General features: G+C 61.8%; 20 protein-coding genes and 3 pseudogenes. 7 read left to right on the forward strand and 16 right to left on the reverse strand.

What is annotated here, in order from left to right:
- Positions 1–40 precede the first annotated feature (40 nt).
- On the reverse strand, positions 41–571 hold the full coding sequence (locus G5575_RS03840; RefSeq protein ID WP_164533162.1) for a hypothetical protein: 531 nt from the start codon (positions 569–571) through the stop codon (positions 41–43).
- 122 nt (positions 572–693) lie between these two features.
- On the opposite strand from G5575_RS03840, the gene G5575_RS03845 reads away from it, so the two are divergent.
- Positions 694–1,119 (forward strand): DoxX family membrane protein, encoded by a 426-nt coding sequence (locus G5575_RS03845; protein WP_164533163.1) that lies wholly within the window; start codon positions 694–696, stop codon positions 1,117–1,119.
- Between the two features lies 1 nt (position 1,120).
- On the opposite strand, the gene G5575_RS03850 is transcribed toward G5575_RS03845, so the two are convergent.
- Together G5575_RS03850 and lepA are read right to left on the reverse strand one after the other, a co-directional pair.
- Positions 1,121–4,681 (reverse strand): class I SAM-dependent DNA methyltransferase, encoded by a 3,561-nt coding sequence (locus G5575_RS03850; RefSeq protein WP_207632980.1) that lies wholly within the window; start codon positions 4,679–4,681, stop codon positions 1,121–1,123.
- A gap of 106 nt (positions 4,682–4,787) precedes the next feature.
- Positions 4,788–6,591, reverse strand: a pseudogene (gene lepA / locus G5575_RS20955) (translation elongation factor 4).
- Between the two features lie 91 nt (positions 6,592–6,682).
- On the opposite strand from lepA, the gene G5575_RS03860 reads away from it, so the two are divergent.
- Complete coding sequence (locus G5575_RS03860) at positions 6,683–7,534, forward strand: extensin-like domain-containing protein (RefSeq protein ID WP_164533165.1); 852 nt, start codon at positions 6,683–6,685, stop codon at positions 7,532–7,534.
- A gap of 45 nt (positions 7,535–7,579) precedes the next feature.
- Here the strand turns inward: G5575_RS03860 and G5575_RS20960 are convergent, their stop codons facing one another.
- Positions 7,580–7,702, reverse strand: a complete 123-nt coding sequence (locus tag G5575_RS20960; protein WP_268904371.1) for a hypothetical protein — start codon at positions 7,700–7,702, stop codon at positions 7,580–7,582.
- A gap of 94 nt (positions 7,703–7,796) precedes the next feature.
- Here G5575_RS20960 and G5575_RS03865 point away from each other — a divergent pair, with 94 nt between their 5' ends.
- Complete coding sequence (locus G5575_RS03865; protein ID WP_164533166.1) at positions 7,797–8,717, forward strand: LysR substrate-binding domain-containing protein; 921 nt, start codon at positions 7,797–7,799, stop codon at positions 8,715–8,717.
- 64 nt (positions 8,718–8,781) lie between these two features.
- On the opposite strand, the gene G5575_RS19220 is transcribed toward G5575_RS03865, so the two are convergent.
- Together G5575_RS19220 and G5575_RS03875 are read right to left on the reverse strand one after the other, a co-directional pair.
- Positions 8,782–10,023, reverse strand: coding sequence for a hypothetical protein (locus tag G5575_RS19220; RefSeq protein ID WP_207632981.1), 1,242 nt, complete (start codon positions 10,021–10,023; stop codon positions 8,782–8,784).
- Positions 10,024–10,205: 182 nt separating this feature from the next.
- Positions 10,206–11,525, reverse strand: coding sequence for a hypothetical protein (locus G5575_RS03875; protein WP_164533167.1), 1,320 nt, complete (start codon positions 11,523–11,525; stop codon positions 10,206–10,208).
- 187 nt (positions 11,526–11,712) lie between these two features.
- Here G5575_RS03875 and G5575_RS03880 point away from each other — a divergent pair.
- Positions 11,713–12,965 (forward strand): annotated as a pseudogene (locus G5575_RS03880) (NAD(P)/FAD-dependent oxidoreductase).
- Positions 12,966–13,005: 40 nt separating this feature from the next.
- On the opposite strand, the gene G5575_RS03885 reads toward G5575_RS03880, so the two are convergent.
- From G5575_RS03885 to G5575_RS03895, 3 genes are read right to left on the reverse strand one after another with little or no spacing between them, the layout of a single operon-like run.
- Positions 13,006–13,593, reverse strand: a complete 588-nt coding sequence (locus G5575_RS03885; RefSeq protein ID WP_164533168.1) for an SCO family protein — start codon at positions 13,591–13,593, stop codon at positions 13,006–13,008.
- Between the two features lies 1 nt (position 13,594).
- Complete coding sequence (locus tag G5575_RS03890; protein ID WP_235935553.1) at positions 13,595–14,059, reverse strand: copper chaperone PCu(A)C; 465 nt, start codon at positions 14,057–14,059, stop codon at positions 13,595–13,597.
- Between the two features lie 37 nt (positions 14,060–14,096).
- Positions 14,097–14,465 carry a hypothetical protein gene (locus G5575_RS03895; RefSeq protein WP_164533170.1) on the reverse strand — a complete coding sequence of 123 codons (369 nt, stop codon included), beginning with the start codon at positions 14,463–14,465 and terminating at the stop codon, positions 14,097–14,099.
- A 147-nt stretch (positions 14,466–14,612) separates the two neighbouring features.
- Here G5575_RS03895 and G5575_RS03900 point away from each other — a divergent pair, with 147 nt between their 5' ends.
- Complete coding sequence (locus G5575_RS03900; protein ID WP_164533171.1) at positions 14,613–15,191, forward strand: ferritin-like domain-containing protein; 579 nt, start codon at positions 14,613–14,615, stop codon at positions 15,189–15,191.
- An 8-nt stretch (positions 15,192–15,199) separates the two neighbouring features.
- Here G5575_RS03900 and trhO read toward each other — a convergent pair whose 3' ends face one another.
- Positions 15,200–16,237, reverse strand: a complete 1,038-nt coding sequence (gene trhO / locus G5575_RS03905) for an oxygen-dependent tRNA uridine(34) hydroxylase TrhO (RefSeq protein WP_164533172.1) — start codon at positions 16,235–16,237, stop codon at positions 15,200–15,202.
- A 71-nt stretch (positions 16,238–16,308) separates the two neighbouring features.
- On the opposite strand from trhO, the pseudogene G5575_RS03910 reads away from it, so the two are divergent.
- Positions 16,309–17,344 (forward strand): annotated as a pseudogene (locus G5575_RS03910) (aldo/keto reductase).
- Between the two features lie 133 nt (positions 17,345–17,477).
- Here the strand turns inward: G5575_RS03910 and G5575_RS03915 are convergent.
- Both G5575_RS03915 and G5575_RS03920 read right to left on the reverse strand, forming a co-directional pair.
- A complete protein-coding gene (locus G5575_RS03915; RefSeq protein ID WP_164533173.1) occupies positions 17,478–18,368 on the reverse strand; it encodes an NAD(P)/FAD-dependent oxidoreductase in 891 nt (296 codons plus the stop codon).
- A 72-nt stretch (positions 18,369–18,440) separates the two neighbouring features.
- Positions 18,441–18,878, reverse strand: a complete 438-nt coding sequence (locus G5575_RS03920) for an Rrf2 family transcriptional regulator (protein WP_164533174.1) — start codon at positions 18,876–18,878, stop codon at positions 18,441–18,443.
- A 94-nt stretch (positions 18,879–18,972) separates the two neighbouring features.
- On the opposite strand from G5575_RS03920, the gene G5575_RS03925 reads away from it, so the two are divergent.
- The gene (locus G5575_RS03925; RefSeq protein ID WP_164533175.1) at positions 18,973–19,578 is read left to right on the forward strand and encodes a hypothetical protein; all 606 of its coding nucleotides are present in this window, start codon (positions 18,973–18,975) and stop codon (positions 19,576–19,578) included.
- On the opposite strand, the gene G5575_RS03930 is transcribed toward G5575_RS03925, so the two are convergent.
- From G5575_RS03930 to G5575_RS03945, 4 genes are all read right to left on the reverse strand, one after another.
- Complete coding sequence (locus G5575_RS03930) at positions 19,579–20,691, reverse strand: Gfo/Idh/MocA family protein (RefSeq protein ID WP_164533176.1); 1,113 nt, start codon at positions 20,689–20,691, stop codon at positions 19,579–19,581.
- Between the two features lie 219 nt (positions 20,692–20,910).
- Positions 20,911–21,807, reverse strand: coding sequence for a tellurite resistance TerB family protein (locus G5575_RS03935; protein ID WP_164533177.1), 897 nt, complete (start codon positions 21,805–21,807; stop codon positions 20,911–20,913).
- Between the two features lie 243 nt (positions 21,808–22,050).
- Entirely contained in the window at positions 22,051–23,028 is a 978-nt protein-coding gene (locus G5575_RS03940; RefSeq protein ID WP_164533178.1) for an ABC transporter substrate-binding protein, read from the reverse strand.
- Between the two features lie 16 nt (positions 23,029–23,044).
- Positions 23,045–23,914: an ABC transporter permease gene (locus G5575_RS03945; protein ID WP_407924848.1), complete on the reverse strand. Its 870-nt coding sequence runs from the start codon at positions 23,912–23,914 to the stop codon at positions 23,045–23,047.
- Positions 23,915–23,947: the final 33 nt, after the last annotated feature.

The raw sequence follows: 23,947 nt of genomic DNA on the forward strand, positions 1-23,947 counted from the left end.
GACTATCGCAGTTTCGAACGACGGGGATAAATCGGGCAAGTCAGGGCCCATCCGTGCGCTGCGACTTGGTGAGACGGTCAACCAGGGCAGCGCGAATGCGCAGCATGCGGCCGGCCCGAAGCTCCTCTTCGAGCCTTGCCTGGGCATCTGCCCTGGCGGCCGCCTTGCTGCCGGGACGTGGCGTAAGGCGTTTGACCTTCATGATGCCGACCCGGCCATCCTTCTTGCCTGGCGCCAGGTTCCATTGCGGCTCTTCGGTTGCCGCATTCCATGCCACATGGCGCTGCTCAAAGGCGATCATCGCCGCCAGCGCTTCGGTCAACTGGCTGGCGAGGCCACGATAATGAGGCGCCCCGACCGGCAGGGCAGGACGCTGACGCCGCTCGCGAAACACCTCTACCTCGAACAACATGGCCTCGGCCTGCGACCGGAGGTCATCGGGCACCGCCCGGTTCGGGCTGCGCGCAGCCATGCTTTGGAGCTTGCGGGCCAAGACCTGCAGCATTGGCAGGAGGTTTTCGTGCCGCTCGGCCATGCGGCGGCTGATGGTGGAACAAGGTTTTGCGCGCATGGGCATCTCCCGGGATCAAACCGGAAAGTGTAGGGGACGCGATGGGGAGCGGGATAAGCGGCATAGTTCGGCAACGAGGGCGCGGCGGCGGCGTTGTTTATCGGCTTTTCCCGGAGATTTTCATGCCCGCCTGGCTCATCAGTCTGCCCGCCCTCGCCGACCTTGCCCTGCTGCTCCTTCGCCTCGTCATCGGACTGATGTTTGCCCTATCGGGCTGGTTCAAGCTCACCGATCCCGACCGGCGCGAGAAAATGGCGGGGTCGCTGAGCGAGGCCGGCGTGCCCAAGGCGCTGACGCCGGTCTTTTCCGCCGCCGAATTGGTGGGCGGCGTCCTCGTGGTGCTGGGTTTGCTTACGGTTCCTGGCGCCCTTATGCTGCTGGTGATCACGCTCGGCGCGCTGGTGACCACGGCCATCCCCAAGGCCGAGGGCGAAGGCGTGCACAAGCTGGAATATGTGCTCTATGCGCCGGAGACGCTGCTGGCGGCGGGGATGCTGGTGTTGCTGGCAGTGGGGGCGGGGGAGTGGAGTTTGGATGGGGTGTTTTAGCCTATCGAGGGATAAAGTAACGATCTTGGCCTTCCATGCGTCCGGAACGGGCAAGGCCGATAGTGGTCAGGGTTACGAGCAGCGAGGCGACGCGGTCCCGGCGCTTAGTCGTGTTGCGGCCATCGAAAGTGGCGGCAAGTATTTCAGACGGGACAGGCGAGGGAGCCTTGCGGAGGAGGTCGACAAGGATGTTAATCTGTTCAGTATCGCTGGTGGGCCATCTGGGCTTGTCGCTGACCGGCAGAATGGCGATGTCGGCTTCCTGCTGGATGCCATCAAGTCGCGCAACTTTGTGGCCAAGCTTCGGAATTTGATAGTCGGGTCGCAGCCATCGGACCAAACCGCGCGCTTCCTCAGCGGCGCGTTCCTGATTGAGAGTGACGAGACGGGTGAGCAACTCTTCCTCGGCGGCGAGTTGGTCATCGGTTTTATAAGGGCTGGGCGTTGTCGCGCCGGGGCGGCCTACAAGACGCGGAGCGAGATCGGACCAGCCGTAGGCAGCCAGAACTAGGGTGTCGATCTTGTCATGAATATCCTTGAGTATGGCGATGTGCCCAGCCTCATAGATATCGCGTTCCTTATCGGATAGCCGCTCGATCTGCGCAGCGCTGTCGCTGTGACGGCCGGCGCCGGCTTTCCAGTCAAGCTCGCGGACACGTTCGAGCACGTTGTAGAGCCCGGTCATGGTTAGAAAATCATGCGCAGCAAGGCGCTCCTTGCGGAATGCGTCGAGACGTTCGCCGAGGTCGACTAAGTCAACGTTTCTGAGAAGCCACGGAAACGTAGTGAAGCATTCGCTGTGGTTATAATTAGAATCGTCACCCACACCTAGCCTTGCCCAATCTTCAGACCAGAGAAGATGAACTCTAGAGCTGAGGCTGGACAAGAAAGCGCCATCGGATGATGCAATGGCAATGATCTTCGCATCAGGCACAATGGAGTTCAGCTCAAAGTTGAACAGTCTATGTGTTGCCGTACGGCAAGTGGCAATGTACCGCTTGATGGTGGATATTTGATCCATTAGCTCTGGCCGCCGACGGCCCCAACGCCACCATTGCTCCTTGAAAACAGGGTCAGCGTTCTCGATTCTGGAAGGGCGAACATTGTCTGAAAGGTGCTGGTATATCTTTGGATAATTGCTTGCCAATTCGGCTTCTGAGAACTTGTTCGCGTCGATAACGTACTTTTCGTCCCAGCCGTAAAGGAGATCGCTACCAATTTTGTAGGGGCGCACCAAGCCCTCTCTAACTTCATCATGGTAATTCGCTACTGCGACTGCGTTTAGGCGAAAGCCTGAGCCCACAGTGATTACACCCTGATGGGCAATTAAATCATTTTGAATGAGTGTCCCAGATGAAGTTACAGCTGCGCCTATTCGAAGGCCCGCAGATATGTGCCCCACTGACGCATGGGTTAGAACATCGAAGTATCCGTCCGAATTAGCGCGTTCCTGAAGAACTTTCTCCAGTGTTCCTACGCCGTCGCCGGGTGCGGCGACAGTCATAGCAACCCTGACTGCGGCTCCCTCGGTATCATCCACCCAAGGATGATTTGGCACGCAGTAAGTCAGGTGTATTCCACCTCTTTGAGCGCCGATGTACCTCGCCAAGACAGGGCGATTTAGAGACTGGTTGACGCTATTCGTCGTGACAAAACCTAAAGCTCTTGCTTTGCCGGCCCCAACGGCAGCCGCTGCTCTCGCCCACCAGTACAGTACAAAGTCTATCGAACCAGGCAGATCGCCATAGGCTTCGCGGACGGCATCAACGTAGCCGGTACCTAGCCTATCCCGCATCCGCTTATTGCCAATGAATGGAGGATTGGCGACGATAAACTCTGCTTCGGGCCATTGGGCTGGACGCGGATTGCGATATCTATAAATCTCGATGCGGGCTTCCGGATCTGGTACCTTCTGGAAGCTGACCGGATGGATCATGTAGGTCACGCCGTCCCAACGGGTCACCGGGACGCCGTCCTCGTCACGCACCAATTCCTTGCTGTCATAGGCGAGAATTGCGTCTTGTTGGCGGATTGTGCCATAGGCGTGCAGGACCGGCTCCGAGATAGCGTTGGGCCCCGCCGTTCGCAGCTGCCATTTGAGATAGCCGATCCACAGCACCAAATCGGCTATTGGCACAGCGCGAGGATTTAGTTCGAGACCGTAGAATTGGCGGGGCGAAACAGTTTCGCCCTCCATCATCAGGCGAGACTGATCTTCTCCTAACGATTCGATTGCGGCGAGTACTTCGCCCTCTAGCTTCTTGAGCAGTTCGAGCGAGACATAAAGGAAATTGCCCGTGCCACACGCGGGATCAAGCACGCGGATCGTGCAAAGCTCGTGATGGAAAGCCTTGGCACGGGCCAGGGCGGTGGCTAGATCGGCGTTCTTGAGGGCTTCCTCGATTGTTGCTTGCACCTTATCCCAATTTGCGCGCAACGGCTCAATAATCGTCGGCACGACTAAGCGTTCGACATAAGCGCGGGGCGTGTAGTGCGCACCCAGCTTGGAGCGTTCGCGCGGATCAAGGGCGCGTTCTAACAGAGTGCCAAAGATGGCGGGCTCAACATCACGCCAGTCCATGCGAGCGGCTACTAGAAGCTCGTGAATGTCTTCTGGCGCGAGCGGCAGCGCTTTGGGCCGAGCAAAAAGGCCGCCATTGAAATGCTTAAGGCTGGCCATGGAATGGGGCTCGAAGCCGCCGCTGTTCATGGTCCTCCAAAGACTCTCCATAGCAGGAGGAAAGGCAGTGGGATTGTCGACCAGCTTTTCGAGCAGTTCGACCATTAGTTTTTTAGGTAAAAGGCCAACATCCTCGGCGAACATGGTGAAAAGACACCGCATCAGGAATTCGGCAACATCCTTCGGGTCATGCTTGCCTTCGAGCCGCTTGGCAATAATTGAGAGGCGCCCGGCAATGTCGCGGGTGACTTCCGCAGATTTTTTCGCTGGGTCGAGGCTTTGCGGGTCGGTCCAGACGGCTTTCAAGCGCGCCTGAATGACAGGATCTCGCAGGTCTTCCATAAAGATGCGGAAGTTCTTAGCATCGGGAAACTGCGCGTAGTTTTTGCCCTGGCCGGAAAAATCCGCATAAAGCTCAATTACGTGGCCGACATCCACGAGGATGACGAATGGTGGATAGCCATGTTCAATCGGCAGGTGACGGGTGTAGTCCACCGCTTGGGTGTAGGCAGCGCGCATGACGCGATCCCATCCGCGCGAGCCGCGACGGGCGTGGCCCATTCTTCGGCTGTTGGCTTCGGAACCGAACAAGCTTGTCTGGCGCTCGTCGTCGGCTTGGCGACGGGCCGATTGTTTGGCTTCGAGTACAAAACTACCACGTTTGTAACAGTCGACATAGAGCTTGGTGGTGGAGCCGTCAGGGTGGCGATAATCGAGGCTGCGCTCGAAAACGTAGTCATTGCGAGCGTTGATTTCTTGACTCATCGCCGGGCCCGGCACGCCTAGCACATCGCAAAGACCAGAGATGAAAAGCTGGTAGTTCGCTCGTTCTGAACCGCCTGAGGCCGCAGCTTCAGCGATGAGCTTATCAAGCAATGTCAACACTTTGCCCCAGCAGTCCTGCTGCTCAGAGTGAGTTCGCGCTGGTTAACATTATCCTAAAGTTTCGTAAGATTCGGGCAATCAGCTACGGATCGGTAACAACAGCTCAATCATCACCCATCTTCAGGGCCTTGATGAACGCCTCTTGCGGGATATTGACGTTCCCGTATTGCCGCATCTTGGCCTTGCCCTTTTTCTGCTTGTCCAGGAGCTTGCGCTTGCGGGTGGCGTCGCCACCGTAGCACTTGGCCGTTACGTCCTTGCGCATGGCGCGGACGGTTTCGCGGGCGATGATCTTGCCGCCGATGGCAGCCTGGATCGGGATGACGAAAAGATGCGGCGGGATCAGCTCCTTGAGTTTTTCGCACATCTGGCGGCCGCGCGATTCTGCCACCGTCCGGTGCACCAGCATGGCCAGGGCGTCGACGGGTTCGGCATTGACGAGGACGGTGAGTTTCACCAGATCGCCCACGCGATGGGTATCGAGCTTGTAGTCAAAGCTCGCATAGCCCTTGGAAATGGACTTCAGCCGGTCATAGAAATCGAACACGACTTCATTAAGCGGCAGATCGTATTCCACCATGGCGCGCGAGCCGACATAGGACAGGTTGTTCTGGATGCCGCGGCGATCCTGGCAGAGTTTTAGGATCGCGCCCAAATATTCGTCGGGGGTGAGAATGGTCGCCTTGATCCAGGGCTCGCGGATTTCCTCGATCTTCATCACGTCCGGCAGATCGGCCGGATTGTGGAGGGCAATGGTTTCGCCATCGGTGAGCGCGACCTCGTAGACCACCGAAGGGGCGGTGGCGATGAGATCGAGATCGAATTCGCGGCTCAAGCGCTCCTGAATGATTTCAAGATGCAAGAGACCCAAGAAGCCGCAGCGGAAGCCAAAGCCGAGCGCGGCCGAGGTTTCCATCTCGAAGGAAAAGCTCGCGTCGTTGAGGCGGAGCTTGCCCATGGCGGCGCGCAACTCGTCGAAATCGGAGGCATCGACCGGAAAGAGGCCGCAGAACACGACCGGCTGCGCGGGCCTAAAGCCGGGCAGGGCTTCGGCGGTGGGCTTGCGGTCATCGGTGATGGTATCGCCGACATTGGTATCGGCGACTTCCTTGATCGATGCCGTGAAGACGCCGAGCTCGCCGGGGTGAGCGCCTGGACTTCGATGAGTTTGGGCGTCTGCACGGCGACGCGATCGAGCTCGTAGACGGCGCCCGAGGCCATCATGCGGATGCGCTGGCCCTTGCGCATGGTGCCGTCAATGATGCGGACGAGAACGACGACGCCCAGATAGGTGTCGTACCAGCTGTCGACGAGCAGCGCCTTGAGCGGGGCATCCGGATTGCCCTTGGGAGCGGGGAGGCGGGTGACGATGGCTTCCAGGACGCCCTCGATATTGAGGCCGGTCTTGGCGGAGATTTCGACCGCGTCGGAGGCGTCGATGCCGATGACGTCCTCGATCTGCGCCTTGACGCGCGGGATATCGGCGGCGGGCAGATCGACCTTGTTGAGGACCGGGACGATCTCGTGATTGGCATCGAGCGCGTGGTAGACATTGGCCAGCGTCTGCGCCTCGACGCCCTGGGAGGCATCGACCACGAGCAGCGACCCCTCAACGGCGGCCATGGAGCGGCTCACCTCATAGGCGAAGTCGACGTGGCCGGGCGTGTCGATCAGGTTGAGGACATAGGTTTCCCGTCCTGGGCCTTGTAGTTGAGGCGCACGGTCTGCGCCTTGATGGTGATGCCGCGCTCGCGCTCGATATCCATCGAATCAAGCACCTGCTCCTTCATCTCGCGCGCCTCGAGACCGCCAGTGGTCTGGATCAGGCGATCGGCGAGGGTCGATTTGCCATGGTCGATATGGGCGACGATGGAGAAATTGCGGATGTGGTCGAGGGGCGTGGTCATGGGCTGCTCCTAGCAGAAGCGCGGTGTGCGAGAAAGATGGTTTCCGTGGGGTTAACGGGCAACAACGCCGTGTTTTGGCGCGTTAAGGGGCATGCGCGTCCTCAGCCTGCCGATCGCTGCCCTCGTTCTTGCCGCCGTACCCGTCGCGGCGCAGGATTTTCTGAAGCCCCTGGGCGATTTCGTGGAGCAATTGGCGCCACGCGAACAGCCGAGGCCCGCGCCCCGCACGACGCCGCGCCCGCCCGAGGTCGCGCCACCGGCGGAAGAGCCACCGCCCTTGCCCCGGCCGAGGCCGGAGGAGGCGGATGCGGTGGAGGAGCCGGAGGAAGCGCCGGAAGTGGTGGCTGAAGAGCCGGAGCCGGAGGTTTTGGAGCCCGAGCCGGAGCGGGTGTATCAGACAGCGTGTCCGGCTTTGCTCAGTGGCATCGTGGTGGGCGAGATGCTGCCGCCGATCGCCGAAGGCATTTGCGGGGAGCGGTCGCCGCTGTCGGTGACGGCGGTGCGGGTCAATGGGCGCGAGATCGGACTATCGAGCCCGATGACCACAAACTGCGAGATGGCCGGCGCCTTTGCCGATTGGGTCCGCGAGGTGGATAGCTATGCCACGGCGCTCGACAATCCCATCGAGACGGTCACGACCGGCACGTCGCTGATGTGCCGCGACCGGGTAGGCGGTGGCGAGGCATTTACGTCGGAACACGGCTTTGCCAACGCGCTCGACATCGTCGGCTTCACGCTGGCGGATGGATCGACGGTGACAGTCGAGGGCGACTGGCCCGCGGATGGCGAATTTGCCGGACGGTTGCTGCGACAGGCGCATGGCGCAGCCTGCGGGCGCTTTACCACGGTGCTCGGACCGGAGGCCAATGCGGACCACCGCGATCATCTTCATCTCGATCTCGGCTGTCACGGCCAGACCTGCACGGCGCAGATCTGCGAATAGCTGCCCGACCTCGTGGTTCGACAGGCTCACCATGAGGTCTCACTTTTAGTCGCAGCGCGGGTGGTAGGCGGGGAGGTCGGCCCAGTCGCGCAAGGGGAGGCAATCGGGCTGAAGGTCATGTGGCTTGCTGGCGAAAAGTCTGGCGATGATCCGGCTCAGGATAGACATTTTGTATGTCTCCAATAAGTGGGCCACTCAACTATGAGAGGCCAGTGCTGGCGCGCCAATAGACAAGGTCTGCGTCTCGTTATAGATAATCTATATGGCTAGTCCGTTTCCCATTCCGCTCAATGCCCTGCGTGCGATCGAGATCGTGGCGCGGCGAGGCGCGCTGGCGCCGGCGGCGGAAGAGCTGGGTGTGACGGTTGGTGCGGTCAGCCAACATCTGCGCCGGGCCGAGGAGCGGCTGGGCGTCGAACTTTTCGAGCGCACGCCGTTGGGCCTGCGGCCGCTGCCCGCATTGCAGCAGGTGCTGCCGCAGCTGAGCTCGGGCTTTACGGCGCTTGCGGATGGGCTCAAGGCATTGCGGGCGGCCGATGAAAGCGTGCTCAATGTCACGGTGGGCAGCGTCTTTGCCTCGCGCTGGCTGATCTGGCGGGTGCACAAGTTTACGGCGCTTAGCGGCATCGAAGTGCGGCTCACGGTGACCGGCGCCATGCTGGACCTGGGTCGCGCCGACATCGACTGCGGCATCCGCTATGGCCATGGCGACTGGCCGGGGGTCGAGACGACGCTAATCGGCGGACGCGACTTCCAGCCAGTGGCGGCGCCGGACCTGCTCGCGAAGTTCGAGGGGGTCGATCTCGGCCGCATGCCGGTGATCGAGGACCGGACATCGATGCTCGACTGGCCGCTTTGGCTGAACGCGATGGAGCTCGATCCCCAAACCAAGTTCAGCGGGCCGGTCTATTCGGATGCCTCGCTCGCCTTTGATGCCGCGATTTCCGGTCAAGGCCTGCTCTTGGCAGCCGACATGATGAGCGCCGATGCGGTGAGCGATGGCCGGCTCGTCCGCCCCTTTGAATATGCGGTGGAAGGCCCGAGCGGCTATTTTCTCGCGACAGCCAAGGGAAGGCGCGAGACCAGGGCGCTGCGAACGTTCCGCGATTGGCTGGCTGCCGAAGTCCCTGCCAGTGCTAATGGCTATGTAGCGCAGCTGAACGCAAAAAAGCCGCCGCCCTGAGGCGACGGCTGAGAGGCGGTGGTAGACGATTATGCGGCGTCTGCCTCGACTTCGAAATAAAGGGTCAGGTTTGACCCTTCGATAGCGCCGCCGATGATCTGGTCGAGGGCAAGTCCGGCTTCCACGACGCCCTGACGCAGCGATGCACTCGCCGCGACTTTGCCGCGCGCAAGACTTCGACCTGTTCCTGGCTGAGCGTCTGGACGCAGTCGGCGATGCGAACAAGCTGGACCGTGCGGACGCGGTTGACGTCCTGGGGCTCGATCGGCGTACCGGCACCAAGTGCGGCAAGGCCGACATCGCAGCTGACTTCGGCGACGACGAGATCGATGTCGATCAGGGCTGCCGGGAGAGGTGCGGTCAGGGCGCCGTTCGGATTGACCAGGTCGCCGGTGCTGCCGGTGATCCCCACGCCTGCAGAACCGCTTCCGCCACCATTGCCACCATTGCTGCCGGTGTTGCCACCGGTATTCCCGCCAGCATTGCCACCAGTGTTCCCGCCATTGCCGCCGGTGTTACCACCCGTGCTACCGCCGGTGTTGCCACCAGTATTCCCACCAGTGTTGCCACCCGTGCTACCACCGGTGTTGCCACCGGTATTTCCACCAGTGTTGCCGCCGGTGTTGCCACCCGTATTACCACCAGTGTTGCCACCACCAGTGTTCCCACCGGTATCGGTGCCATCGGTCGCGGTGCCGCCACCAAGATCGAGCGTGACGTCTGCAACCTGGGTATTGCCCAGTCCGCCGTCGATGAAGACCTGGGTGCCGCCATTGGTGGTCGGGCGGATGCCGATCACCGCGTCGGGTGAAAGGCCCTGATCCTCGAGAAGATCGAGCACGTCAGCGGTAATCAGAAGATCGTCGCCCTGATCGGTGCCGAGCACGGCATCGAGTTCGGCAAGCGAGTCGTCGCCAAGCAGCGCATCGACATCGATGATCTGGATCGGTCCCGTGCCGGATCCGGTGCCGCCAGTGCCCGTGCCAGGGTTATTGCCGAGAATGCGAATGATGGCATCGAGGCGCTGGTCCTCATCGGGCAGAAGGGCGAGATCGACTTCGGCCAATTCGTCATCGGTCAAAAGATCGATGTCGAGATCGGCCAGGTCTTGACCAAGAATGCTGTCGCCGGAGGGCGTATCGCCGCCCGGAGCAACATCGCCGAGGCCAAGATCGACAAAGAGCTGGGTATTGCCCTGCTCGTCATTGCGCACGGCGACCACGGCTTCGGGCGAGAGGCCCTGCTCGTCGAGGATGTCGAGGAGGTCCGCGCTCAAGACCGGATCGTCATTGCGCTCGCCCAGCACAATGTCGACTTCTGCCAGCGAAGTGTCGTCGAGAAGTGCATCGAGATCGATGATGTCGACCTGGCCGATGCTGCCGCCGCTCGGGGTGCCATTGCCGTTTTCGAGGAGACGAATAACCGCGTCGAGGCGCTGCTCCTGGTCGGGCAGAAGCGCCAGATCGATTTCGGCCAGTTCTTCATCGGTCAGCAGGTCGATGTCGACATTGGCGAGGTCCTCGTCGATGAGGCCGCCAGTGCCATTGCCGCCGCCGGTCGAAGCCGTCTCGCCAAGACCGAGGTCGACAAAGAGCTGCGTATTGCCCTCGTCGTCATTGCGGATGGCGACGACGGCTTCGGGCGAGAGGCCCCGTTCGTCGTGAGCACGTTGAGCAAATCGGCACTGAGAACAAGATCGCCCTCGTCATCCCCGAGCACGGCATTGACGTCCGCCAGGGATGCAGGGTCGAGCAGCGAGCCGAGGTCGATGACGTCGACCGAACCGATCGGGCTCGGCGTTGGCGTCGTATTGTCCTGACCAAGAATGCGGATCACGGCATCGACGCGCTGCTCCTGGCCGGGCAGGAGGGCGAGGTCGATTTCGGCAAGCTCTTCATCGGTCAGGAGGTCGATGTCGAGATCGGCAAGGTCGCCATCGAGGAGGGTGCCGCCCGAGGTCGGCGTTTCGGCAAGATCAACCGCGGCATCGACGACCACGAGTTCGGCGTCACCGCCGGTGCCGATATAAAGGGCCAAGACGTCTTCGACGGCGACACCCTCGCGATCAAGGATGCTGCCCAGCTCCGCACTTGCATCGATCGCGGCCAGAAGTTCTCCACGGCCGGCGCCGCTGCTTTCGACGAGCGCATTGACCTCGGCGAGGTTGTCGTCGCCGAAAAGTTCGGCCGTGGTGACGATGCTTACGGCGCGGTCGTCGATGACCTCATCGAGGTCGATGCCGCCAAGATTGGGCGCTGCGACGAAATCGTTGAGCGCATCCAGCCGTCCAGTATCGCCAAGGGCAGAGATGCGCAGGCCGACCAGCGGTTCGGATGGCGCGGGGGCAGGCGCCGGGGCTGGCGCGGGCGCCGCTGCGCCGCCATCGCTGCGTGGCGCGCCAACGGTGACATTGGTGCCGACGGCATTGACGTCGATGATCGGTTGCGTGGTGGGGAAAGCGTTGAGGTCAATGATGGGTGCGGTGTTGGAGCCCGACGACGAGCGTGGCGTGGAGACGCCGATATTTGCATCAACGCCACTGCCGCCACCAATTGTGGCGCCGGCATTGACCGATGTGCCGCCACCGGTGCTGACGCTGGCACCAGCATCGACGACGCTGGAGCCGCCGACGCTAGCGCCGGCACCGACATTGGTGCTGCCGACGCCGACATCGACACCAACGCCGAGTCCGCCTCCGGATCCGCCGCCAACACTGACGCCGAGATTAAGCTGGGCCTGGGCGGCCTGGGGAATGGAAATGAGTGCGGCAGCAAGGGCAACCGCAGAGATTTGGCACGATGTGCGCATGGCACGAGCCTCCTTTTGGTTTATCCGTGGGCTGCCAACGCAGGTCATTTAGCCGCGGGTCCAACACAGGTGGCTGCACGGCAAAGGGGTGGTTAACGCCTATGCACCAATTGCACGGGTTGAAGCTGTCGCAAGGAGTGGCGCATGCCGCCGATGTGCATTAGCTTCCCAGAAAAAGGCGGCGTTTATGGACGATGTAGTTATTCTTGGGGCCGGTATCGTTGGCATTGCCACCGGCATTTACCTTTGCGGCGCGGTCGCAGCGTGACGCTGGTGGACAAGAGCGAGCCCGGACGGGAAACCAGTTTCGGCAATGCCGGCATCATCCAGCGCGAAGGCGTCCGGCCGCACGCCTTTCCCCGCGATTTGCATACGCTGATGCAGGTGGGGCTGCATCTGTCCACAGCCGCCCGATACGAGCCGCTCGCGCTTCCCAGGCTGGCGCCACCGCTATTGCGCTATTGGTGGGAGAGCTCGCCCGAGCATTATCGCCGCGTCGTCGAAAATTATGCGCCGCTGATCGGGCGCTCGATCATCACCCATTCCGACCTGATCATGGCCGTGGGGCCGGAGGCCGAGGCGTTGATTTCGCGCTATGGCTGGCACCTTGCCTTCCGCAGTCAGGACAAGCTCCAAGCCGAGGAGAAGAAGGCGCGCCAGGATCATGAACGCTTCGGCATCGGCTATGAACTCATGGACTGGGCAAAGCTCAAGGCGGCAGAGCCGGGCCTGATCGGCGGCCTGGCCGGTGCCATCCACTGGACCGATCCCTGGACGGTGCGCGATCCGGGGGCGCTGGTGGCGCTTTACTTCCGGCTGTTCGAAACGCTGGGCGGCACTTTCGTGCGCGGCGCCGCTGATGGGCTGAAACCCGAGGCGGATGGCTGGTCGACGCGGGTCGATGGCCAGCAAATCCGGGCCAAGCAGGCGGTGATCGCGCTCGGACCCTGGGCGCCGGATGTGCTCGAGCCGCTCGGCTATCGCCTGCCGCTTTTCGTCAAGCGCGGCTACCATATGCATTATGAGGCGCCTGAAGGCGTGGAGCTCAAGCAACTGCTGCTCGATCCCGAAGTGGGCTATGCCATGGCGCCGATGGCGCGCGGTATCCGCATCACGACGGGCGCCGAGTTCGCCCTGCGCGACGCGGCACCGACGCCGATCCAGCTCGGCAAGGCGGAAAAAGCGGCGCGGGAACTGTTCCCGCTGGGCGAGCGGCTCGATCCGCAGCCTTGGAAGGGCGCGCGGCCCTGCACGCCCGACATGATGCCGATCATCGGCAAGGCACCGAAACATGCGGGGCTTTTCGTCGGCATCGGCCACGCCCACCATGGCTTCACGCTGGGGCCCGCAACGGGCGAACTCCTGGCGCAGCAGATGACGGGCGAGGCGACGGCGATCGACATCAAGCCGTTCCGCATGGAGCGGTTCCTGGGGGCTTAAGGCCAAACCCCTTCTCCCGCACGGGGAGAAGGGGATAAGCTTAGCTTTCGATCAGCTTTTTCAGCTTGGCGACGGCAGTGGCGCTGTCTTCGCGATAGGCGATGGTGCCTTCGAACTCGCCCTGGTCGTTGAGCAGAAACACCGAGGCCGTGTGGTCCATGGTGTAGTCACCGCCCTCGAGCGGAACCTTTTCGGCATAAACGGCCCAAGCTTTGGTGGCCTTCTCGATTTCCGCCACGTCACCGGTGATGCCGGTGACGTGGTTGGTCCAGGCGACATAGTCGCCGATCACGGCTTCGGTGTCGCGTTCGGGGTCGACGGTGATGAAATAGGCCTTGAGGTCCTTAGCTTCATCGCCGAGCGTTTCGTACCAGGCGGTCATTTCGGCGAGCGATGTCGGGCAGACTTCGGGGCAGTGGGTGAAGCCAAAAAACACCATGGACGGGCTGCCATTAAGGCTCGCACGGGTAAAAGGTTCGCCCGCGGCGGTGCGCAACTGGTAGTCGCCATCGCCAAGGCTTGCCTGCTGGGCCGGCCGCATCATGGTTGTGTAGGCATAAAGCCCGGTGGCGCCGATGGCGGCAACCGCCACCAGCGTCCAGAGGACGATGCGAAGGTTTTTCAGCATCTTAGTGCTCGTGCGCCGGAGCATCGGCTGCCGCAGCGCCTATATGAAGGTCGAGCGTCACCGTGCCGGCCTTTTCGAAGGTGAGGACGACAGGGACGGTTTCGCCTTCGACCAGCGGACCGGAGAGCCCCATCAGCATCAGATGATAGCCACCGGGCTCGAGCACGACGCTTTCGCCGGCGGGGATGACGATGCCATCGGCGAGCGGACGCATCTTCATGACATCGCCTTCCATCGCCATTTCATGGATCTGGGTATCCTTGGCGATTTCAGCGGTGGCGGACACGAGGCGGTCATCCTCGCTGCCGGTATTGACGATGGTCACGAAACCACCAGCCACCGGAGCGTTGGGCAGGGTGGCGCGGGCGAAGGGGCCATTGAGTTGGAGGTCGCCAAACGTAATGTCATGGGCGAAGGCGGGGGCGGCGAAAGACAGGGCCAGAACGGCAAAAAGCGTGCGGATCATGCGTGATCTCCAGTGTGAAAGGGTCTGAGAATGGGTGTCAGACCGAGGCTGGAGGCGCTCGCGATTGGCCGACATGGTCGGGTGGCGTCGATGTGAGGGACTGCGTCGGCGCCGCATATTGCACCAACGTGGTGGTGAGAGCCGGCGCGAAGCTGGGCGCAGGTGGGACTACGGCGGCCAGCTGATGCTTGGCAATGCCGAGCGCCGGGCAGGAAAGGGCTGCCGCCTCGCGCGGTGCGCCTTGTTCGTCCTGCGCCAGCTGGGCGCAGAAAGACCAGCTCGAAAGCGTCGCATAGCCGAGATCGGAAAGATCGCGCTGCTGCGCGGCAGCCTGATGGAGCGGCAGGAGCAGGGTCAGCACATAGATTGCCAGCACCGCCAGAGCAGTGCCGATCTCGCGCGTCATTTTGCGTGCCGAAGGAGCCATGGGCGAGCCATAGCGCGACACGCCGTCCGGCTCAAGCGGGATGCTCGGGCGGAACGCCGCAGGCTTGCGCCAAGTTTGGAACAGTTCTAATCTGCTTTAGAATAATTCTAATCTATGAGGCCTCCGATGCTGTCCCTATGGCCTGATTTACGGCGGGAATTCGCCACCCTGTCGGACCGTGAAATCCTGTCGCTGGCTATTGCAGCTGAGGAAGAAGACGGGCGTCTCTATTCGGAGTTGGCGGCGCGGCTGGGTGACGCGTTTCCCCAATGCGTTGCCCTGTTCGAGGGCATGGCAGCGGCGGAAGACGAGCAGCGACGGCGGCTGCTCGATCTTTATGTCAATCGCTTTGGCCGGCGCCTGGTGCCGATCCGGCGCGAGCATGTGCGGGGTTTTCTGCCGCGGAAGTCGATCTGGCTGATGCAGGATTTCGGCCTGGACCGGGCGAAGCAGGAAGTTCTCAAGTTGGAAGAAAGCGCCTCACGCTTCTATCTGGCGGCGGCGACGCAAGCGACCGAGGCAAGCGTCCAGAAGCTCTTCTGTGACCTTGCGGCAGAAGAAAAAGCTCACGCCATGTGGGCTAAGCAGCTAGGCGACACTGTGGGCAGCGCCGACGCCAAGAGGCGTCAGCGCTGGCTGTTGAACGTGGCGGCGCTCGGCGGCGCTCTGGTGTTCGCCGCCGGCATCTTGATTGGCTTGCTCTAGGTTGTAGCCTAGCCCCGATTTCGCTCGCGCGATTGTTCGGCTTGCATGACTTTGCGGGCCTTGGCCTTTTTGGCAGCAGTGGCCGCTTCGTCGCCGAGGTGCATCGTGCCGCGCTGGCGGGCGAGGTCCATTTGGCGCTGGCGTTCCGCCGCAGCCTGGTGCTTGGCCTCGTCGCCGGCGCAGAAGGGGCAGGAGGTGCCTTCCTGGTAGTCGGGATGCTGGCGGTCGGCATCGGTCAAGGGGTGGCGGCAGGCGCGGCAGAGCGTGGCGTTTCCAAGCTCGAGCCCATGGCCGACCGAGACGCGTTCGTCGAAGACGAAGCATTCGCCCTGGAAACGGCTCTGCTCGGGCGGGACCACTTCGAGATATTTCAGAATGCCGCCCTTGAGGTGGAAGACTTCCTCAAACCCCTGGCTCAGAAGGTAGGACGAGGCCTTCTCGCAGCGGATGCCACCGGTGCAGAACATGGCGACTTTCTTGTCGCGCGCAGGATCGAGGTTCTGCGCAACATAGTCCTTGAACTCGGTAAAGTTCGCCGTTGCCGGATCGAGCGCCCGTTGGAAGGTGCCGAGGCCCACTTCATAATCGTTGCGCGTATCGACGAGAACAACGTCGTTCTGGTCGATGAGGCTGTTCCAGTCTCCCGGCTCGACATAGGTGCCGACGGCCTTCGAGGGGTCCGCTTCCGGCGCGCGCAGGGTCACGATCTCGGGCTTGAGCCGAACCTTCATGCGCAAAAAGGGGGCCGTGTCGGCGAAGGAATATTTCACCTCGGCGCCCTGAAGGCGCGTGCCGAAAGGGCCGGTGGCGAAAAGGTAGTCGGCTAAGGCATCGATGGCCTCCGTCGAGCCTGCCACGGTGCCGTTGATGCCTTCGGGCGCCAGAATCAGCGTGCCCTTGATGCCGCGATTGCAGCAGAACTGCGCCAGCGGGGTCTTCAGCGCCTCCGCATCCGGCAGGGACGCGAATTTGTAGAGCGCCATCACCTTGTATGGATGATTGGCCTGGGGCAGAGTGGCGGAAGCATTCGAGTGGATCGCAGTCATTGCGCCGCTCTTATCACCTGGCCAGCCCGGCGTCACGAGCGGCCGCAGCCAAGATTTCGGGAGAGAGATTTATGACCTATCGGGCCGATCCGGCACGCTATGACACTATGCAATACCGTCGCTCCGGCCATTCCGGGCTAAAACTGCCCGTGGTGAGCCTTGGGCTCTGGCAGAATTTCGGCGGCACGCGAGACTATCCGAGCGCCATGGAAATCCTCGGCTATGCCTTCGACCAGGGCGTGACCCATTTCGATCTTGCCAACAATTACGGACCGCCGGCAGGCTCGTCGGAAGAGCTCTTCGGTCAGGTCATGGCTCGCGATTTCCGTCCCTATCGCGACGAGATGATCATTTCGACCAAGGCCGGCTACAATATGTGGCCGGGCCCCTATGGCGAGTGGGGGAGTCGCAAATATGTGCTGGCGAGCCTCGATCAGTCGCTGGGGCGCCTCGGCCTCGACTATGTCGACATCTTCTATTCGCACCGCTTCGACCCCGAAACGCCGATCGAGGAAACCATGGGCGCACTCGCCCATGCGGTCCGATCCGGCAAGGCGCTTTATGTCGGCATCTCTTCCTATCCCGAAAAGGAAACCCGCGAGGCCCATCGCCTGCTCAAGGAAATGGGCGTGGCGACGACCATTCCAGCCGAGCTATTCGATGATCAACCGCTGGATCGAGAACGACCACACCATCGATGCCTGTGGCGAACTCGGCATCGGCGTCATCGCCTTTTCGCCACTGGCGCAGGGCGTCCTTTCGGGCAAATACAATTCCGGCCGGACGGAAGGCACGCGGGGCGAAAACCCCAACGGCTCGCTGCGCGCCAGCCATATCGAACCGCGTGTGCTCGCCGCAGTGGACAAGGTCGGTGAGATCGCCCGGTCGCGCGGTCAATCCATGGTGCAGCTGGCGCTCAGCTGGGTGCTGCGGCGCAAGGAAATGACCTCCGCGCTGATCGGCGTGCGCACGCTCGAGCAGCTAAAGGACAATCTTGGCGTGCTGAACAATCTCGATCTCAGCGACGAAGAGATCGCGGCAATCGACGCGGCGACGGCGGAAGGGCAGATGGAGCTTCATCCACGGCCGCAGGGGTGGTTGCGGTAGCCACAAGGTTCCAAGTCGACCTTCCCTCCCCTTGAGGGGAGGGATCGAGGGTGGGGGTGGTGCAGTGGTCTACTGATGGACCCCCACCCCCTGCCCCTCCCCTCAAGGGGAGGGGAGCCGAACGCCAGTTGCCTCAAACCATCATCGACTGCAGGGCGCCCATGGCGGCCAGGGAGCCGGAATTTGTAGCGAAGGTGACCGAATGCATGGGCATGGAAAGGTCGCCGGCAGCAAAGATGCCGGGTTTGGACGTTGCCTGCATGTCGCCGACCACGATCATGCTGCCGGTGGGCGTCGACTTGGTTTCGAGCCCGAGTTGCTCGTGAAGGCTCGCGGACGGGTGGTTTTGGGGATGGGCGTAGAGCGCGGCGAGCGCGACCTGCGTGCCGTCTTCCATGGTGACGCCGCGGACCTGGCCATTGTTCTGCTCGATCGATCGGAGCTTGCCGTCGAGGATGCGCACGTTGCGCTGTTCGAGCTTGTGGCGCTCGGCTTCGATGATCTCATGGCCGTCGAGGATAAGCGTGATGTCGTCGGTCCAGTTGCTGTAGAGCACCGGGCCATGGAGCGACATGGGTGAGGAATAGAGGAGACCCCAGGGTTTCCCGGCCACTTCATAGCCGTGGCAGAAGGGGCAGTGGATCACTGTCTTGCCCCAGCTTTCGGCAAAGCCCGGGATCGGGGGAAACTCGTCCACGATGCCATAGGCGAGGATCAGCCGCTTGGCGGAAAAGCTTTGGCCCTCGGCGGTCTGGACGGTGAATTCGTCGGGTTCGCCGGAGACGGTTTCGGCTCGGCCGTGGGCGAGCTTGACAGTCGGGTAAGTGGTCAGCTGCTGGCGCGCAGTGGCGAGGAGATCGCTGGGCGGCGTGCCGTCATGGCCGAAGATATTATGCGCCGACTGGGCGTAGCGATTACGATTGAGGCCGGTGTCGAGCACCGTAACCTGGCGGCGCGCGCGGCCCAGCTGCATGGCGGCGGTGAGGCCGGCAAAGCTGCCGCCAATAATGAGGACGTCGTCCATTTTTCTCTCCTATGGGCGAGCGCAAGCGGTCGGGCGCCGGGCACAAGCCGAATGCACTCCGGTGTGATTGGTTCAGCCGAGGTGGGGAAAGCCGTGGCTGAGGGCTTCGCCGGCAATGTCGCTGAGCCGGGTTCGCGCAAGGCGGGCGGCGAGCAATGCCTCGGCGTCGTTCAAAAATTCGGTCATGACCCGATCGACATGGCGGACGATGGAACATGCCTTGTCGCCCGGATCGCTTTCGGTTCGGACAAGGAGGCGCTCGCCCATGGCTTCGTAAACTTGTCGCAAGGTAATCTCCTCGGCCGGACGGCTGAGGGTCCAGCCGCCATTAGGGCCTTTGCTGGCGTCCACAATATCGGCGTCGCGAAGCTCGCCCAGCACGCGTCGTACCACGACCGGATTGGTCATGAGGCAGGTGGCCAAGGCGGCCGAGGTCAGCGATTTGCCCGGTTGTGCCTGGAGGTGGACCAGGGCGTGCAGAGCTATGGAAAGGCGGCTCGAGCGTTTCATGTAACTTTATGTGTTACATATTAGCTCTCTCGTCAAGAGTGCGTTTCGCGAAACTCCTCTGCTGGGGTAGGATCGCACGTCCCGGGAGGTCCGCATGATCCGCTTTGCTGCCGTTTTTGCCTTGAGCCTGCTCGGTGTGATGCCTGGATTAGCGTTCGATGACGCCAGCCAAGCCGCCATCGACGGCCTGAAGCGCGGCAAGGCGGTGCCGATTGCACAGGTGACCGAACTGATGCAGGGGGCAAAGATGTGGTGCTACAACCAGCGCGAAAACGAGTGTGCCTGGTCCGACATCTATCTTTCGATCGGCGGCAACGACGTCGAGTTCGAGATGTCGCATCCCTGGAACGATCTCATTGACATCAGCTACATCAATCGCGGCGCGCTCAAGGACAATCGCTTCATCTGCGGCACGGGTTATGACTGGATCCCCTCGGTACGCGCCTATGAGCGCGGCACCGGCTATGTGATCGGCGGCCGTGAATTGGCGACGCTCAAGCTCGAGATCGAGCAGTTCACGACGGTGCAGCAGGAGTTCGACTGCTTCGATTATGTGTTCGAAGCAGTCGACGAGGAAGCGCAGACGGTGATGCTGCTGCAGCGCCAATATGAGGATGGGGAGACCGATCCGGCCAACGATGCCACCGTCACCCTCCATTTCGACGAGGCGACGGCGGCGGATCTGGGCTGGTACTGGTAGCTAGCTCAGCGATCCGTCGAGCGGTGCCGGGCGTTCGACCGGGGTCTTGATCTCGATCGTCCGGCCCTCGCGAGCGGCGTGTTCGAAGGCTTCCATGACCTCAAGGACGTGGAGCGCCAGATCGCCATTGGCGCGATGCGGACGGTTTTCGATGATGGCGCTGGCCATGTCGGCAACGCCGAGCGAACGGTAGTTGCCGTTGGCATAGGGCCGCGTGACCTCGACCGGCGTCCATTGTTCCTCGCGGCCGCGCTTGCGGGTTTCTACCACGCCGCCGAAGAAATTGGGATCGGGCACGATCAGCGTCTGCTCGGTGCCATAAAGTTCAAGCGGCACATGCTTGTGGGCGGCCACGTCAAAGCTCATGCCGATCTGGACGATGGCGCCATTGGCAAAGCCGAGCGAGCCGGTGACATGGGTGTCGACCTTGACTTGCATGGTCTGACCGCGCTTGGGGTCGGAGGTAATGGTCCGTTCGCTCCTGAGCCGGGAGGCCATGGCCGAGACGCGGGCGACCGGGCCCAGGAGGTTGACGAGGTCGGTGATGTAGTACGGGCCCATGTCGAGCATGGGGCCGCCGCCGAGGTCGTAATAGAAGGCTGGATCGGGATGCCAGCTTTCATGGCCTGGGCACTGGAAGAATGCGGTGCCGCCAACGATCTGGCCAAGCACGCCGCTATCGACCACGGCGCGTGCCTCTTGGTGCGAGCCGCTGAGGAAAGTGTCGGGTGCCGAGCCGATGCGCAGGCCGGCTGCATTGGCAGCATCGAGCAGCTTGCGGCCTTCGGCGAAGGTTATGCCCAGCGGCTTTTCGGAATAAACATGCTTGCCGGCGGCCAAGGCGCGAAGGCCGACCTCCACATGGGCGCGCGGGATGGTGAGGTTGACCACGAGATCGATCTCGGGATCGGCCAGCATCTGCTCGACGGTCAGTGAACGCAGTCCGAACTCGGCGGCGCGGGCCGAAGCGGCTTCGTCGCGCATATCGGAAAGGGCCTTGATGTCGAGTACCGCAAAGCCCGGCATCCCGTCCTTGCCCAGAATGGCCTTCAAATAGGCCGAAGAAATATTGCCGGTGCCGATGAACCCGACACCCAGGCGCTTGCCGCTCATGAAACACTCCTCCCAGAGGTACGTGCGTCAAACTAGCGGCACGATCCGAGTGGCGGAAGGGTCAAAGTGCAGGATCGCCATGGCATAAATGAAAAGCGGGGCTTTCGCCCCGCTTCGAGAATTTAGAACACGATGGCCAGAATGATGATCAGCCAGATCGGAACGCCTAGGAGCCAGAGACCAAGACCTTTAAGCATAGGTTTTCCTTTCCTGGTTCGCTTAGAAGCGGCGGAACACGTCGGAGAAGACGGTTTCCTTGTCGCGGTGGTTGCCACCCTTCTGAGCAGCCCAATAGGCACCGACCGCAGCGGCCAGCGAAGAGGCGGCGAGGAGGAAGGCTGCGATGATTGCCGTGTTGCGGGCAATGCGGGCAGCTTCGATCGTGTCCTGACGGGCCTGTTCGATGCTGGTGCTGACCTGATCGACGCGGGCCTGTGCTTCTTCCGGCGAAAGACCGGTATTGGCGGCAACGACCTGAGCTAGATAGGTGCGGTCTGCTTCGGCAACGGTGCCGTCGCCAAGCGCGGCCTGGGCAAAGATGCGGCCGGCTTCAGCGCGCGAACCCTCGGCATCCGGAGCCGTGTTGCCACGGAACAAGGTGTCGATGAAGTAGGCGTTCGGATCAACGGCGTCGAGCGAACCCTCGGCAGCGTTGGACGCTGCATTGGTTGCGGTTGAAACCACATTACCCACGGTTGTCGCGGCAGCACCGATGCCGGAGACGGCAAGCACGGCACCAACGATCATCGAGCCGCCCCAGACCAGAAGGCCATGGGCGCCGTCGCGCACGTCGCTTTCGTCTTCCGATGCGTCGAAGTGACGGCGGCGGAGACGGCCGGCTAGGTAGCCACCAGCCATGAAGCTCGAAATCTGAACCCAGAGGAACCAGCTGGCAGCGGCAATGGCAACCAGGATCGGCGATGCGCCTTCGCGGGCATCGAAATCAACGAGGTTGAGGCCGATGGCCGAGCCAAAAGTTATCAGAACGAGAGAGACCGCCGAGGCAAAGATTATGCCGGCGATGATCGACGCCCAATCGACATAGCTCGATGTGTCGCGCTGGGAGCCAGTTGCGGTTTCGACGACAGCAATGCCGCCAGGTGCTTCAATAGTCATGTCGTTATCCTCCTGGACTTGATGCTCAAGCGAGGCCGATGAAGGACAGGATTGCCATGACGATGACGATGAGACCGACGATATAGATGATGCTGTTCATTGGAGAAGCCCTCTCAAGGTTGACGCAGAGACCGATCAACTATGCGGGAGCGCGAATCGTTCCGATGGTCTGGGGACCGATGCGCAAAAAGCAGCAGGCCGGGATCGCTCCCGGCCTGCTGTTAACCTATTGTAAGCTTTAGATTAGTTTGTAGCGTCGGTGACGGCAGTGGTGAAGGCGCCTTCCGGCTCTGCCTTGATAATGGCCTGGTCCATCAGCGCCTTGACGGTGCGATCATAGGTGGCCTCATCGAGTGCCGGATCGGACGGATCGACGAGCTTGGAGACTTCCTCGACCATGTAGCGCTGGTGCGCCAGTTCGGCTGCGCCGGTATCGTCCATGTCGACGACGATCTGCGCGGCTTCATCGGGATTGTCGAGCGCATACTGCCAGCCCTTCATCGAAGCGCGGACGAAGCGAGTATAGGCGTCGACCTTGGCCGGGTCGGAAAGCGTGTCCTCCATGACATAGAGGCCGTCTTCGAGGAGGTCATTACCCATCTCGGTATAGTTGAAGATGGTGAGGTTGTCCGGGCCGTAGCCGGCGTCGAGGGCTTGGCCATATTCATTATAGGTCATGACCGAAATGCAATCGGCCTGGCCCTGGATCATCGGCTGGATGTCGAAGCTCTGCTGGAGAACCGTGACGCCGCCTTCCGAACCATCGGTCGGAATGCCTTCCTTGTTCATCCAGGCAAAAAACGGATATTCGTTGCCGAAAAACCAGACGCCCAGGGTCTTGCCCGGGAAATCGGCCACTTCGGTGACTTCCGACTCGGTCGGGCAGATCATCATCAGGCCGCTTCGCTTGAACGGCTGGGCGATGTTGACCAGTGGCACGCCCGCTTCGCGAGCCGACATGGCCGCCGCCATCCAGGCGACGATGATATCGGCACCGCCGCCGGCGATGACCTGTTCGGGCGCGATGTTCGGGCCGCCCGGAAGGATGGTGATGTCGAGGTTTTCCTCGTCATAAAACCCCTTGGATTCCGCCACGAGATAGCCGGCAAACTGCGCCTGGGTGACCCATTTGAGCTGCAGCGTCAGCGCGTCCTGTGCGAAAGCAGAGCTGGCCGAAAGCGCCAGGGCGCCCGCCATAAGTCCGCCAATAAGCTTTTTCATTCCCGTTCCCTTGTGTTTACGTCCGCCCACCACGGACAGACGGATGCCAGAAGGTGACGCCCCGCTCGATCAAAGCGATCACCCCATAGAAGGCGGACCCCGCGATCGCAGCAACAGCGATCTCCGCCCAGACCAGGTCGATGGCTAAACGCCCCACCCCGGTCGAAATCCGGAAGCCCATTCCCACAACAGGCGTCCCGAAGAATTCCGCTACGATTGCGCCGATCAAGGCAAGAGTCGAGTTGATCTTGAGGGCGTTGAATATGAAGGGGCCCGCAGCGGGGAGCCGAAGCTTCATTAGGGTCTGCCGATAGGAGGCGGCATAGGTGGACATGAGGTCGCGTTCAATGGTCGAAGCGGCATTGAGCCCGGCGACCGTGTTGACCAGCATGGGAAAGAAAGTCATGGCGACGACGACGGCGGCCTTGCTCTGCCAGTCGAAGCCGAACCACATGACCATGATCGGGGCGATGCCGATAATGGGCAGAGCCGACATGAAATTGCCGATCGGCATGATGCCGGCCTTGAGGAATGGCGAGCGATCGACGGCAATGGCGACGAGGAGCCCGGCAACGCAACCGATGACGTAGCCGGGGATCACCGACTTGATGAAGGTCTGGACGAAATCGGCCCAGAGGATGCCGGTCGAGGCGGCAAAGCGCGTAGCAATGGCCGAAGGGGCCGGCAGAAGCACCGGCGAAACGCTCGCGCCGCGGGTGACGACTTCCCAGATGACGATAAGCGCGAGGCCAAAGATCAGCGGAATGACGAGGCCCGTGCCGGTTTCCGGCAGTTTTCCAGCCCTTATGGCTGCGGCGAGGCGCTCGACGAACAACCAGGCAAAAGCCCAGGAGGCGATCAAGGCCAGCCAGTGATGCAAGGGCATGAGGCCCTCAGCGGGCAGCGACGCAATCAAGGC

Origin of the sequence: Devosia aurantiaca (genome assembly GCF_011058215.1) — a bacterium.
In the GTDB taxonomy this organism is placed as follows: Bacteria; Pseudomonadota; Alphaproteobacteria; order Rhizobiales; family Devosiaceae; genus Devosia; species Devosia aurantiaca.